General features: G+C 56.3%; 11 protein-coding genes. 5 read left to right on the top strand and 6 right to left on the bottom strand.

What is annotated here, in order from left to right; genetic code table 11:
- Positions 1 to 57 precede the first annotated feature (57 nt).
- The 5 genes from HF650_RS15855 to HF650_RS15835 form a co-directional block, all read right to left on the bottom strand.
- Entirely contained in the window at positions 58 to 1,614 is a 1,557-nt protein-coding gene (locus tag HF650_RS15855) for a cyclic di-GMP phosphodiesterase (protein WP_187799450.1), read from the bottom strand.
- A gap of 167 nt (positions 1,615 to 1,781) precedes the next feature.
- Positions 1,782 to 2,345, bottom strand: coding sequence for a bifunctional murein DD-endopeptidase/murein LD-carboxypeptidase (mepS, locus tag HF650_RS15850; protein ID WP_023479708.1), 564 nt, complete (start codon positions 2,343 to 2,345; stop codon positions 1,782 to 1,784).
- A 422-nt stretch (positions 2,346 to 2,767) separates the two neighbouring features.
- The gene (locus HF650_RS15845; RefSeq protein WP_187799449.1) at positions 2,768 to 3,469 is read right to left on the bottom strand and encodes a phosphatase PAP2 family protein; all 702 of its coding nucleotides are present in this window, start codon (positions 3,467 to 3,469) and stop codon (positions 2,768 to 2,770) included.
- Between the two features lie 43 nt (positions 3,470 to 3,512).
- The gene (locus tag HF650_RS15840) at positions 3,513 to 4,490 is read right to left on the bottom strand and encodes a GTP-binding protein (RefSeq protein ID WP_187799448.1); all 978 of its coding nucleotides are present in this window, start codon (positions 4,488 to 4,490) and stop codon (positions 3,513 to 3,515) included.
- Between the two features lie 114 nt (positions 4,491 to 4,604).
- Positions 4,605 to 6,071: a fructuronate reductase gene (locus HF650_RS15835; RefSeq protein WP_187799447.1), complete on the bottom strand. Its 1,467-nt coding sequence runs from the start codon at positions 6,069 to 6,071 to the stop codon at positions 4,605 to 4,607.
- Between the two features lie 205 nt (positions 6,072 to 6,276).
- Between HF650_RS15835 and uxuA the strand changes: the two genes are divergently transcribed.
- Complete coding sequence (gene uxuA, locus HF650_RS15830) at positions 6,277 to 7,467, top strand: mannonate dehydratase (RefSeq protein ID WP_187799446.1); 1,191 nt, start codon at positions 6,277 to 6,279, stop codon at positions 7,465 to 7,467.
- A 69-nt stretch (positions 7,468 to 7,536) separates the two neighbouring features.
- Here the strand turns inward: uxuA and yeiP are convergent, their stop codons facing one another.
- Positions 7,537 to 8,109, bottom strand: a complete 573-nt coding sequence (gene yeiP, locus HF650_RS15825) for an elongation factor P-like protein YeiP (RefSeq protein ID WP_023479652.1) — start codon at positions 8,107 to 8,109, stop codon at positions 7,537 to 7,539.
- A gap of 168 nt (positions 8,110 to 8,277) precedes the next feature.
- On the opposite strand from yeiP, the gene HF650_RS15820 reads away from it, so the two are divergent.
- The 4 genes from HF650_RS15820 (at position 8,278) to fruA (ending at position 12,572) form a co-directional block, all read left to right on the top strand.
- Complete coding sequence (locus HF650_RS15820) at positions 8,278 to 8,532, top strand: YkgJ family cysteine cluster protein (RefSeq protein WP_187802714.1); 255 nt, start codon at positions 8,278 to 8,280, stop codon at positions 8,530 to 8,532.
- Between the two features lie 259 nt (positions 8,533 to 8,791).
- Positions 8,792 to 9,922 carry a fused PTS fructose transporter subunit IIA/HPr protein gene (gene fruB, locus HF650_RS15815; RefSeq protein ID WP_187799445.1) on the top strand — a complete coding sequence of 377 codons (1,131 nt, stop codon included), beginning with the start codon at positions 8,792 to 8,794 and terminating at the stop codon, positions 9,920 to 9,922.
- Entirely contained in the window at positions 9,923 to 10,861 is a 939-nt protein-coding gene (gene fruK, locus HF650_RS15810; RefSeq protein ID WP_187799444.1) for a 1-phosphofructokinase, read from the top strand.
- 16 nt (positions 10,862 to 10,877) lie between these two features.
- Positions 10,878 to 12,572: a PTS fructose transporter subunit IIBC gene (gene fruA / locus HF650_RS15805; protein WP_187799443.1), complete on the top strand. Its 1,695-nt coding sequence runs from the start codon at positions 10,878 to 10,880 to the stop codon at positions 12,570 to 12,572.
- The last annotated feature ends 354 nt before the right edge of the window (positions 12,573 to 12,926 follow it).

The following is a 12,926-nucleotide window of genomic DNA, read 5'->3' as shown; positions in this document are numbered from 1 at the left end:
GTGAATTTTTCTGCTTGAATAATAGGGGAGGGATCGGCGGTTGTGAACTCTTTCCGCCTACAGCCGGGCAGTAAATGTCGGCGGTTGCCAGTCGATAAACTGCTGTAGCGTCATCGGGCGGCTGAAAAAGTACCCTTGCAGGTAGTGTACGCCGTGCTCGCGCAGCCAGCGCACCTGCTCCGGCGTCTCCACCCCTTCCGCCACGGTACGCATATTGAGCCGTTTCGCCAGCGTCAGCACCGCGTCAAGCACCGGTGAGGTGACGGTCTCTGTGCCGATGGCATTAACGAAACCGCGATCGATCTTCAGGAAATCGAGGGTGAAGCGCTCAAGGTAGATCAACGCGCTATGACCAGTACCGAAATCATCAATGGCGATCTCAAACCCTTCGTCATGCAGCCACTGGAAGATCTCATTAACCTCATCATGCTTGAGCATATCGCGCTCGGTGATCTCCAGCACTACGCTGAAGTGGTGCGGGGGCAGGGCGAGGGCGAACTGCTGCATATCCTGTTTAAAGCTCGGCGCATGCAGATGTCCGGGCGCAATATTAACCCCCATTTTTACCCCTTCAGGCAGCAGCGTTTTTAACACCGGCGCATCGCGCGCAATAAGCTTAAACAGATGGAGGGTCAGCGGCACAATTAACTGCTGCGCTTCGGCGAAGTGAATGAAGGCATCGGGTGGGATCTCGCCCGCGGTCGGGTGTTTCCAGCGCATTAATACTTCAAAACCGGTGACTTTTAACTCCGCACCGCCAACCACTGGCTGATAGACCACATAAAACTGGTCGCGTTTGATGGCAGTCAGGATCTCCCGGCCGGGGCGCAAATGAACCGCGAGTATTACCGCCGTCAGCAGGCCGGCAAGCATGCCCACTGTGGCACCCAGCAGCAGCGCAAACTGAAGATCTTCTGCCCGCCATTTATCGGCGTAGAGATAGATCCTTACCGGTGAACCTTCGACCTGCGCACTAAGATAGGGCGCCTTATGAAGGTGATTTAACAGCAGTGGGCCGCTTGCAAAGGTGGTCAGTGCACGATCGCCTATTCCGATCGCAAGGCCGTTAAGATCGGGGATCTGTGCGGTGTAAAGCATGTAGGGTGCGAGGTTGATATTGAGCGTGGCGAGGACGCCGCGGTTATCCAGCAGCGGGCTGCGGAACCAGAGCGCAATCACCGGCTGCGTCGGCATCATCGGCGTGCCGGATAAAATCACCATATCGGTGGTTTTATTAATATCAATTTCCGGGATCAGCCGTTTCATCGGCTCATCCATATCACCGGTGGCGGACGAACAGTAGGCGTGCTGATCTTTTATTAACAGAAAGGCGCGCACATTCTGGCTGAAGGCAGCTTTGGAGGTGAGCTCGCTGGCAGCCTCTTCGCAGCTGTTGAGCGTAAGCGGGTGCAGCGTTTCTGCCGCGGCGCGAATAGTGCTGAAGTAACTGGCATAAGAGGCCTGAATACTGCTCAACAGCGTATCGTAGCGCGCTTCGCGCTTTTGCTGCTCCAGCCAGAATTGAATGCCACCGACCAGCAGGGCGACGAGCACGCCGGTCAGCAGGCTAATCAGTACAACGCGTCGATTAATGGTGACGTTACGGGTAAGCATGATGCTGAGCCTATGTTAGCGGTTCATCATATTTCGCATATAAATCGGGATATATGCGAAATAAAACCCGGAAAGCTTCGTATAGCATATTGCAGACATAAAAAAACACCGCCGAAGCAGTGTTTTTTATAACTTTACGCCAGCCAAGGGTAACCGGCATAAAACGATTAGCTGCGTGTCAGGATACGTCGCGCTTCGTTATAGCGCTTCTTCCAGTATGGCTCGTCAAGGTTGGAAATCATCACACCGCTGCTGGTGGAGGCATGCACAAATTGGTTATTACCAATATAGATGCCGACATGACGTCCGGTAGAGCCTGCGCGGAAGAGAACCAGATCGCCGGTGCGCAGACTGGTGCGCGAAATAGACTTACCGGTCTCCTGCTGTTCCCATGTGGAACGCGGCAGCTCTAAACCAAACTGTTCGCGGAAGGTGCGCTGCACAAAGCCAGAACAGTCGATGCCTTTCTTGGTGTCGCCGCCGAGACGGTAGCGAACGCCTTTCCAACTTGCATACTGATCCATAAGCCGGTTTTTAACATCCAGATTACGTACCAGGTTTTCAAATTCATCCTGAGAGGCTTGCAGTGAAGAGCTATCTTCGGGCACAGCATGCGTCTCAGGATGCATATTCTTGGCGGTATTTGTTGAACAAGCTGAAAGCAGAACCGCTACTGCGATCGCGGGTATCGCCCGCACGATATATCTCAAGATCGGCTGAGACTTGACCATGTTGCTTATTTTCCCTTGAAGTCCTTAACGATAATATCGTTATGAAAAATGCTAAACGCAGCGAGATTAATTATCTGAATGTTTCAAGACAAATACTCGAGCCAGAATTTGTGGCGAAACGCACAAATTACCGCGCAGAGAGTAAAAGAGCACTCTTTGCGACAAGACGGACCGAGGTTACCTGAACATCTAATGCATGGCGAGTGCTTTTCATCACTTTTTTATAAGAAATTGTGATACAGAAAGTGAATTCATGCGTTTGGTCAATAAATGGACAAATAAAGAGAAATAGCAGGCAAAATGCTCTTTTTAAAGGCGATTGAGTTGGTTAAAAAATGACACAATCAGGCAACCGCCGTGAATTTACATTAAGGAGGCTAATGATCGCCTCCTCACGGCGGTGGAAAATGTTATTTAGGTGTTTAAATTTTGTTTTTTCCTGGCAAATAGCGATCAAATAACGCCACGATCTCATCGCTCAATGGTGTCATCAGGCACCAGGGCAGGCCAATCAACACTGCCGAGAGTGAGCCGACGGCAATATCTGTAAACCAGTGCGCGCCAATCATTACGCGCGGGAATGCAAATATGACAAATATAAGAATTCCGATAGCGAAGGCCTTTTTACCGAAATAACGCAGCATCACCGAGGCAAAAATCAGCAGCATCATACCGTGGTCGCCCGGGAAACTGTCTTTCGAGGCATCTTTTGTCGGAAAGTTAAGCAGGTCGCTCACCCGGTAGGTATCGGTAAAGGAGATCGACGGGCTGGCACGCTTCACTGGCATAAGATGCTGCGCGAGCTGGTTGATCACCAGCGCCAGCAGCAGCATGGTCAGGCCAATCATTACCACGCGCCGACGCCCGGCCGGGTCAGCTGGCAGCCAGAAAGAGAGCATCAGACAGCCCATCGCTACCAGAGAACAGGCATCGAAAGCGCGGTTGTTGGTCAGGGCTACAAACCATAAATAGGCGCGATTTTCGGCGAGACCATGGTTAAAGAAGTGGAAAATCGCGGAGTCCAGCGGGAACCAGAAGCCATGATTCACCGGCAGATACCAGGAGAAAAACAGCGCCAGGCCAGCAGCATTCAGCAGCACGATGAGAGGCAGTCGGGTTTTCATTTTGCAGGCTCTTTTTGGTTTCAGGGACGCCACGGTAGTCTTGCTAACTTAAACGAAGCTTCAACAGTGCTGATTGAAGCGCGTTCCAGTCAGCCTCGCTGTCGGTGATTAACTCTATCCGGCTATCGGGCGGCGCAACGTTTTGCGTCTCAATATGCAAATCCTGACCCTGGCGGTTTACGCGCAGTAACCCTTCCGCGATGCGCATGACCCCTTTTACCCGCGACACTGGCGCAAGCCGCGCCCACTCCAGCAGACCAATGGTGTCGAAAACCGTGTCGGCATCGAAAATCCAGCCGCAGGCATGATGCCCCTGGCCGCTGTTCAGGTTGCGACGCCAGCGCTGATGCGCCGGTAAGCTGAGTGCCGCCAGCGCTTTTTTCTCACCGTGGGCATGATCGTGCGCGGCGCTGGCAGGCAGGGCGCGCAGGTTACGGCGCGGTTGGTCAAGCAAGCTACCGTCAATCGCACCCTGCGTGGCGTTTACCCGCAGGCGATCGCCGCCATACTGCTCCCACCACGCATCGAATGCCTGCTGGCTCTCGGCGCTGGCGCGATCCTCTTTATTAGCAACGATAATATCCGCTGCCGCTAACTGGTCGCGGAAGTTCTCATTGTTCAGCGCTTTCTCATCAAGCAGCTGGCGCGGGTCGAGCAGGCAGAGCGTGGCGCGCAGATCGATCCACGGTTCGTAAACCGGCGCGGTGAGCATATCGAGGATCTGTTTCGGGTGGCCCAGCCCGGTCGGTTCAATCAGCAGACGGTCAGGCTTGCCCTGGCGCAGCAGGGTATTGAGACCGACCTGCATCGGCAGGCCGTTGACGCAGCACATGCAGCCGCCGGGGATCTCTTTAAGCAGCGCGCCGCTGTCGCTGAGCAGGGCGCCATCAATCCCGACTTCGCCAAACTCATTCACCAGCACCGCCCACTTCTCCTGCGGATCTTTATGGGCCAGCAAATGCAGAATGGAGGTGGTTTTGCCGCTTCCGAGAAAGCCGGTAATCAGGTTGGTCTTCGTCACAGGAACTCCGCGTCATCAAAAAGCATAAGCGGACAATCCTGGCGAAAAAAAGGGGAAAAGAGAAGAGCGCGGACGGCGCATCGCACTATCCGTCCGCGTTGAGGGCAAAAAATGTTAAGCGTTGACCGCCTGCTGCACCGCGCCATGGGCGCCGAGCGTCTCAATAGCACGCCACGCCTGGCTGACGGCATCAACAAATACCGGGTTATGCGGCAGATCGTTACCGAAGATCTCTTTCAGCGTCAGTAGCGCCGTGACGCGCTCGTCGCTGCTGCTGGTCTCAACAATGGCGCGGATCTTATCCGCCAGCGGATCGCGAATATCAATTACCTCGCCCGCGTCATCAACGCCGCTGACATAGCGCATCCAACCCGCGACGCCGAGCGCCAGCAGCGGCCAGTCACTCTGGCGCAGCAGATGAATACGGATCCCATCCAGCAGGCGCTGCGGCAGCTTCTGGCTGCCATCCATCGCAATCTGCCAGGTGCGATGTTTCAGCGCCGGGTTAGCGAAGCGCTCCAGCAGGCTATCGGCGTAAGCATTAAGATTGACGCCTTTAATACGCAGCGTCGGCGCTTGCTCATTCAGCATCAGTTGGCGCGCCGCCTCCCGAAAGGCCGCGTCCTGCATACACTCATTAATATGCGCAAATCCGGCAAGATAACCTAAGTAGGCGAGGAAGGAGTGGCTGCCGTTAAGCATGCGCAGCTTCATCTGCTCCCACGGCTGCACATCTTCCACCAGCTGCACGCCCGCGCTTTCCCAGGCCGGACGCCCGGCGACAAAGTTATCTTCTATTACCCACTGAATAAAGGGCTCGCAGCTGATGGCGCACGGATCAAACACGCCGAGCACGTCGGCAATCTCCGCCAGCGACTCGTCGGTTGCCGCCGGGACAATACGGTCGACCATGGTGGCCGGGAAGCTGACATGCTCCGCTATCCACTGCGCCAGCTCCGGCGAGCGGGTTTGCGCCATCCCCAGCACGGCGTTTTTCACCACGTGTCCGTTGTCGGGAATGTTGTCACAAGAGAGCACGGTAAAGGGCGCCAGGCCACGCTCGCGGCGGCGATGCAGGGCTTCAACTAAGATGCCCGGCGCAGAGTGCGGCTCATGCGGGTATTTCAGATCGTGCTCAATACGCGGCTGGGTGAGATCAAGCTCACCGCTGGCCGGATCGATGCAGTAACCCTTTTCGGTGATGGTCAGAGAGACAATCGCCACTTGCGGCTCGCAGAACTTCTCAATAATCGCCGCCAGCGTGTCGAGTTTGGCATTCAGGCACTCGTTGACCGCGCCAATAATAATCGGCTTATTTCCGTCCGCGCCTTTCTCCAGCACCGTATAAAGATGTTCCTGCTCGCGCAGCTGCGACATTAAAACATCGCCGCTAAACAGGCTGATTTCGCAAATGCCCCAGTCGCCGCCTTGCGCATTCAGCACCCGGTCGGTCAATAACGCCTGATGGGCGCGGTGAAAGGCACCAAAACCGAAATGGACGATGCGCGAACGGAGCTGGCTGCGATCGTACTGCGGCTGTTGCACCGAAGCGGGCAGCGTGGCGGAGGCAATTGTTTTCATCTCTATACACCTGATTAACCAATAATTAACAATAGCAGTGTAAAGTTATATGACAGCAAAAAGAATTGGTATGCCTTAAATATCCGGGGAATGTGAGCTGGATCAATCATTGCTGCGGCAGGATTTGACCGGTTCCGATAAGCATGTATGGTAGTCGTCATGCTTTTCGCTGTATTGGTATAACAACTTTTTTGAGGGGAAGACGATGGAACAAACCTGGCGTTGGTATGGACCGAACGATCCGGTTTCTCTTGATGATGTTCGTCAGGCGGGCGCAACCGGCGTGGTCACCGCTCTGCACCACATTCCGAATGGCCAGGTGTGGCCAGTGGAGGAGATCAAAGCCCGCCAGGCCCTGCTGGCTGAAAAAGGGCTTTACTGGTCCGTTGTCGAAAGTATCCCGGTACATGAAGAGATCAAAACCCACTCCGGCGACTGCGAAAAATGGATTGCCAACTATCAGCAGAGCATCCGTAATCTCGCCACCTGCGGAATTGATACCGTCTGCTACAACTTTATGCCGATCCTCGACTGGACGCGTACCGACCTGGAATATCAACTGCCGGATGGCGCGCGCGCGCTGCGCTTCGACCAGATCGCCTTTGCCGCGTTTGAGCTGCATATTCTTAAACGTGAAGGGGCGCAGGCGGATTATAGCGATGAAGAGCAGCGCCAGGCGCAGGCCTATTTTAATGCGATGAGCGATGCGGAAGTGGAGAAGCTGACGCGCAATATCATCGCCGGTCTGCCGGGTGCGGAAGAGGGCTATACGCTGGATCAGTTCCGCGCACGTCTGGCAGAGTATGACGGCATCGACAAAGCGCAGCTGCGCGAAAATATGGCCTGCTTCCTGCGCGCCATTGTGCCAGTGGCACAGGAAGTGGGCGTACGGCTGGCGGTTCATCCGGACGATCCGCCGCGCCCGATCCTCGGCCTGCCACGCATTGTCTCCACTATCGAAGATATGCAGTGGCTGAAAGAGGCGGTAGACAGCATCAACAACGGCTTCACCATGTGCACCGGCTCCTACGGTGTGCGGGCAGACAACGATCTGGTGCGGATGATTGAGACCTTCGGCGACCGCATTCACTTCACCCATCTGCGCGCTACCTGTCGCGAAGAGAACCCGAAAACCTTCCACGAAGCAGCGCACCTGAATGGCGATGTCGATATGGTGTCGGTGGTGGCGGCAATTCTTACTGAAGAGCAGCGCCGTAAGAGAGCGGGCGATCTGCGCCCGATCCCCTTCCGGCCGGATCATGGCCACCAGATGCTGGACGATCTGCGTAAGAAAACTAACCCTGGCTACTCGGCGATTGGTCGTCTGAAAGGGATGGCGGAAGTACGCGGCGTTGAGCTGGCGCTGAAGAAGACGCTGTTCCGCGACCTGCTGTAAGAGCCGCTGACAAACATTCTGCTCGCTTTCGCGGGCGAAAAAAAAGCCTCCATGCGGAGGCTTTTTTATTTAATCAGCGCGGCCCATATAGCGGCGCTCTTCAATATGAATGCGGATCTTCTCGCCGGTGGTCAGGTACTCCGGCACCTGCACGACCAGGCCAGTGTTTAGCGTGGCAGGCTTGGTACGGGAGCTGGCTGACGCGCCTTTGATGCCCGGTGCAGTCTCAACGATTTCGAGATCCACGGTCTGCGGCAGCTCGAGGGCCAGCAACTGGCCGTCCCACAGCAGCACCTGCATATCCGGCATGCCACCCTCCGGAATAAAGAGCAGTTCATCTTCAATCTGGTCTTTGGTGAAGGTGTAAGGCGTGTAGTCTTCTTTATCCATAAAGACGTATTCATTGCCGTCGACGTAGGAGAAGTCAACGAAACGGCGGTTCAGGGAGACGGTATCAACAATGTCGTCGCCTTTAAAACGCTCTTCAACTTTCAGGCCGGTGCGGACATCGGCAAAGCGCATTTTATACAGCGTTGCTGCGCCGCGGGCGCTCGGTGACTGAATATCAATATCTTTCACAATCAGCAGCTTGCCGTTGTAGTTCAGCACCATACCTTTTTTAATTTCGTTCGCTCTTGGCATTGCCAGGTTCCTGTAAAAAAGAAATTCACCAAAATATCGCGACAAACTACTCGCGAGGGCCTTTTCAGGCAAGGGGAATTGCTGAGTTTTGCGTTGCAGGGGTAAAAGATGATAGCGTGCCCCGCAACGCGCTATTTCAGCGCGTCGCTGCCAAATAAGAGAGCCACTATGCACTGCCGCCCGGACTGCGGAGCCTGCTGTACCGCCCCGTCCATTACCAGCCCGATCCCCGGCATGCCCAACGGTAAACCGGCCAACACGCCCTGCGTACAGCTTGATGAACATCAGCGCTGCAAGCTTTTTGGCTCACCGTTGCGGCCAAAAGTGTGCGCTGGCCTGCAGCCAGGCCTGGAGATGTGCGGCTCAACGCGCGAACAGGCGATGATCTACCTCCTCAATCTTGAACAGCAGACTGCACCTTAATCCACTCTAAAGCTGAACAGGCTGAAGGCGATAAGCTGACGGCCAGATTCGCGTCAGCAAATTTTCCTTAACGGGCTGTAAAATGTGCAGTGCCTCAAAATTCTTAAACGCCAAATGAGAGATTTCTTGATCCTTGAGCAAAAAAGGTCAAGACTCCTTGAAACGTTTCAGCGTCATCGCATTGTCTCTGAATCACGGCGGTGACGTAACCTTTCTTATGTAAGCTGAAACGATTCAATTTCAGCGGGAGACGAGTCACATGTTCCAGTTATCCGTTCAGGACATCCATCCAGGCCAGCAGGCCGGTAATAAAGAAGAGGCCATCCGCCAGATCGCGGCGGCATTGACCGAAGCCGGCAACGTGGCTGAGGGCTATGTCAATGGCATGCTCGCACGCGAGCAGCAAACTTCTACCTTTCTTGGCAACGGCATCGCCATTCCGCACGGCACCACCGACACGCGCGACCAGGTGCTGAAAACCGGCGTCAAAGTGTTCCAGTTCCCGCAGGGCATTCTGTGGAGCGAAGGGCAGGTGGCTTACGTTGCCATCGGTATCGCCGCCAGCTCTGATGAGCACCTCGGTCTGCTGCGTCAGCTGACGCACGTACTGAGTGATGATGCCGTCGCCGCGCAGCTGCAATCCGCGACCACTGCTGAAGAGCTGCGGGCGTTGCTGATGGGCGAAAAGCAGAGCAGCGCGCTGAAGTTAGACAACGAAACCCTGTCTCTGGACGTCAACGCCAGCTCGCTGATGACGCTGCAGGCGCTGAACGCCGCACGTCTGAAAGAGGCGGGCGCGGTAGACAGCCTCTACGTCACCCGTGCTATTAACGAACAGCCGCTGAACCTCGGCCAGGGCATCTGGCTGAACGACAGTGCCGAGGGCAACCTGCTGAGCGCGGTTGCCGTCAGCCGCGCCGCCACACCGTTTGAGGTAGAAGGCGAAAACGCCGCCGTTCTGGTGAGCGTCGCGATGGCCGATGAGCAACCCGTTGCTGTGCTGAAGCGCCTGAGCGATCTGCTGCTGGCGAATAAAGCTGACCGTCTGCTGAATGCCGACGCCGCCACGCTGCTGGCGCTGCTGACCAGCGACGACGCAGTTGCGGAGGATCTGCTCAGCGAAGAGTTTGTTATTCGTAACGAGCACGGCCTGCATGCCCGTCCGGGCACCATGCTGGTCAACACCATTAAACAGTTCAACAGTGAAATCACTGTCACCAACCTCGATGGATCGGGCAAACCGGCAAATGGCCGCAGCCTGATGAAAGTGGTTGCGCTGGGCGTGAAAAAAGGACACCGCCTGCGCTTTACCGCACAGGGCGAAGATGCTGAACAGGCGCTGAAAGCGATTGGCGACGCCATCGCAGCGGGCCTGGGAGAGGGAGCGTAAATGAGCAGAAGAGTTGCAACAATCACGTTAAATCCGGCCTACGATCTGGTGGGTTTCACGCCGGAAGTGGAGCGTGGCGAAGTCAACCTGGTGCGTACTACCGGGCTGCACGCCGCCGGTAAAGGGATCAACGTCGCGAAGGTGCTGAAAGATCTCGGTATCGACGTCACCGTGGGCGGTTTCCTCGGTAAAGATAACCAGGACGGCTTTCAGCAACTGTTCAGCGAGCTGGGCATTGCCAACCGTTTCCAGGTGGTGCAGGGGCGTACGCGCATCAACGTTAAGCTGACCGAGAAAGATGGCGAAGTGACCGACTTTAACTTCTCCGGTTTCGAAGTCACCCCGGCCGACTGGGAACGTTTTGTCACTGACTCGCTCAGCTGGCTTGGCCAGTTTGACATGGTCTGCGTCAGCGGCAGCCTGCCGTCGGGCGTCAGCCCGGAAGCCTTTACCGACTGGATGACGCGTCTGCGCAGCCAGTGCCCGTGCATTATCTTTGACAGCAGCCGTGACGCGCTGGTCGCCGGTCTGAAAGCCGCACCATGGTTAGTGAAACCTAACCGCCGCGAGCTGGAGATCTGGGCTGGTCGTAAGCTGCCGGAATTGCAGGACGTTATTGAAGCCGCTCACGCGCTTCGCGAGCAGGGGATCGCCCACGTGGTGATTTCGCTGGGCGCAGAAGGGGCGCTGTGGGTCAACGCTTCGGGTGAATGGATCGCCAAACCGCCGTCAATGGAAGTGGTAAGCACCGTTGGCGCAGGGGATTCGATGGTTGGCGGCCTGATTTACGGCCTGCTGATGCGTGAGTCCAGTGAGCACACTTTACGCCTGGCCACCGCTGTCGCTGCACTGGCGGTCAGTCAGAGTAACGTAGGGATTACCGATCGTACCCAGTTAGCCGCGATGATGGCGCGCGTTGACTTAAAACCCTTTAACTAACAGCAGGAGAGGCATAATGAAAACGCTGCTGATCATCGACGCTGAACTCGGACAGGCCCGTGCCTATATGGCAAAGACCCTGCTGGGCGCGGCGGCGCAAAAAGCGAATCTGCAATTTGTTGATAACCCTGGCGACGCAGAACTGGCGATCGTGCTGGGTAGCCAGCTGCCAAACGACGCGGCGCTGAGCGGGAAAAAAGTCTGGCTGGGCGATATCAATCGCGCGGTCGCGCACCCGGAGCTGTTCCTGAGCGAAGCGAAGAACCACGCCGCGCCTTACAGCGCTCCGGCTGCTGCACCTGCGGCGGCAGCGCCGGCCGCAGGGCCGAAACGTATTGTTGCCGTGACCGCCTGTCCAACCGGCGTCGCGCACACCTTTATGGCGGCAGAAGCCATTGAAACCGAAGCGAAAAAACGCGGCTGGTGGGTGAAAGTTGAAACGCGCGGCTCCGTGGGCGCAGGCAATGCCATCACCCCGGAAGAGGTGGCGCAGGCAGATCTGGTTATCGTTGCGGCGGATATCGAAGTTGACCTGGCGAAGTTTGCCGGTAAACCGATGTACCGCACCTCGACGGGCCTTGCGCTGAAGAAAACGGCGCAGGAGCTGGATAAAGCAGTAGCGGAAGCAAAGCCCTATCAGCCATCCACGCAAGGGAAGTCTGAAGCTTCAGAAGGCAAAAAAGAGAGCGCGGGCGCCTATCGTCACCTGCTGACCGGTGTCTCTTACATGCTGCCGATGGTGGTGGCGGGCGGTCTGCTGATCGCACTCTCCTTCGCCTTTGGTATTACCGCGTTTAAAGAAGAGGGCACGCTGGCGGCGGCGCTGATGAAGATCGGCGGCGGTACAGCGTTTGCGCTGATGGTGCCGGTGCTGGCAGGCTTTATCGCCTTCTCCATTGCTGACCGTCCGGGTCTGACGCCGGGTCTGATCGGCGGTATGCTGGCGGTAAGCACCGGGTCTGGCTTTATCGGCGGTATCATTGCTGGTTTCCTTGCCGGTTACATCGCGAAAGCGATCAGCAAAGGCTTCAAGCTGCCGCCAAGTATGGAAGCGCTGAAACCGATCCTGATTATTCCGCTCTTCTCCAGCCTGATTGTTGGCCTGGCGATGATCTACCTTATCGGTACGCCGGTAGCGAAAATCCTTGCAGGTCTCACCTCCTGGCTGCAAACCATGGGTACAGCGAACGCCGTTCTGCTGGGCGCGATCCTCGGTGGCATGATGTGTACCGATATGGGTGGTCCGGTGAACAAAGCGGCCTACGCCTTTGGTGTCGGGCTGCTGAGTACGCAAACCTACGCGCCGATGGCGGCGATCATGGCGGCCGGTATGGTGCCCCCGCTGGCGATGGGTCTGGCAACGCTGGTAGCACGTAACAAGTTCGATAAAGGTCAGCGTGAAGGCGGTAAAGCGGCGCTGGTGCTGGGTCTGTGCTTTATCTCTGAAGGGGCGATTCCGTTTGCGGCGCGCGATCCTATGCGTGTTATCCCATGCTGTATCGCCGGTGGCGCGCTGACGGGTGCTATCTCCATGGCGATTGGTGCCAAACTGATGGCACCGCACGGTGGTCTGTTCGTACTGCTGATCCCGGGTGCTATCACTCCGGTGCTCGGTTACCTGTTGGCGATCGTTGCTGGTACGCTGCTGTCGGGTCTGCTTTATGCCCTGCTGAAACGTCCGGAAACGGAGATGGCCGCGAAAGTTGCCTGAGCCGTAGAAACAGAAAAAAGGCCGCTTAGCGGCCTTTTTTTATGCCCGCAAAAGGGCTGGTTTGCTTTTGTAGGCCTGATAAGCAAAGCGCCATCAGGCACTGCGCCATTGCCGGATGGCGGCATGCGCCTTATCCGGCCGACGGACTCGCAGGAGATTTTGCTTTTGTAGGCCTGATAAGCAAAGCGCCATCAGGCACTGCGTCATTGCCGGATGGCGGCTTGCGCCTTTTCCGGCCTACGGCTTGAGATAGTTTCGCTTTTGTTGGCCTGATAAGCAAAGCGCCATCAGGCACTGCGCTATTGCCGGATGGCGGCATGCGCCTTATCCGGCCTACGGCTCGGGATGGTGTTG

This window comes from Kosakonia sp. SMBL-WEM22 (assembly GCF_014490785.1).
Classification (GTDB): domain Bacteria; phylum Pseudomonadota; class Gammaproteobacteria; order Enterobacterales; family Enterobacteriaceae; genus Kosakonia.
Note: the sequence above shows the minus strand (reverse complement) of the source record. Positions and strands in the feature narration are given on the sequence as shown.

Bases quoted from the DNA above. Each gene is read 5' to 3' on its own strand.
- HF650_RS15855 (WP_187799450.1), bottom strand. From the start codon at position 1,614: ATGCTTACCCGTAACGTCACCATTAATCGACGCGTTGTACTGATTAGC.
- mepS (WP_023479708.1), bottom strand. From the start codon at position 2,345: ATGGTCAAGTCTCAGCCGATCTTGAGATATATCGTGCGGGCGATACCC.
- HF650_RS15845 (WP_187799449.1), bottom strand. From the start codon at position 3,469: ATGAAAACCCGACTGCCTCTCATCGTGCTGCTGAATGCTGCTGGCCTG.
- HF650_RS15835 (WP_187799447.1), bottom strand. From the start codon at position 6,071: ATGAAAACAATTGCCTCCGCCACGCTGCCCGCTTCGGTGCAACAGCCG.
- uxuA (WP_187799446.1), top strand. From the start codon at position 6,277: ATGGAACAAACCTGGCGTTGGTATGGACCGAACGATCCGGTTTCTCTT.
- yeiP (WP_023479652.1), bottom strand. From the start codon at position 8,109: ATGCCAAGAGCGAACGAAATTAAAAAAGGTATGGTGCTGAACTACAAC.
- HF650_RS15820 (WP_187802714.1), top strand. From the start codon at position 8,278: ATGCACTGCCGCCCGGACTGCGGAGCCTGCTGTACCGCCCCGTCCATT.
- fruB (WP_187799445.1), top strand. From the start codon at position 8,792: ATGTTCCAGTTATCCGTTCAGGACATCCATCCAGGCCAGCAGGCCGGT.
- fruK (WP_187799444.1), top strand. From the start codon at position 9,923: ATGAGCAGAAGAGTTGCAACAATCACGTTAAATCCGGCCTACGATCTG.
- fruA (WP_187799443.1), top strand. From the start codon at position 10,878: ATGAAAACGCTGCTGATCATCGACGCTGAACTCGGACAGGCCCGTGCC.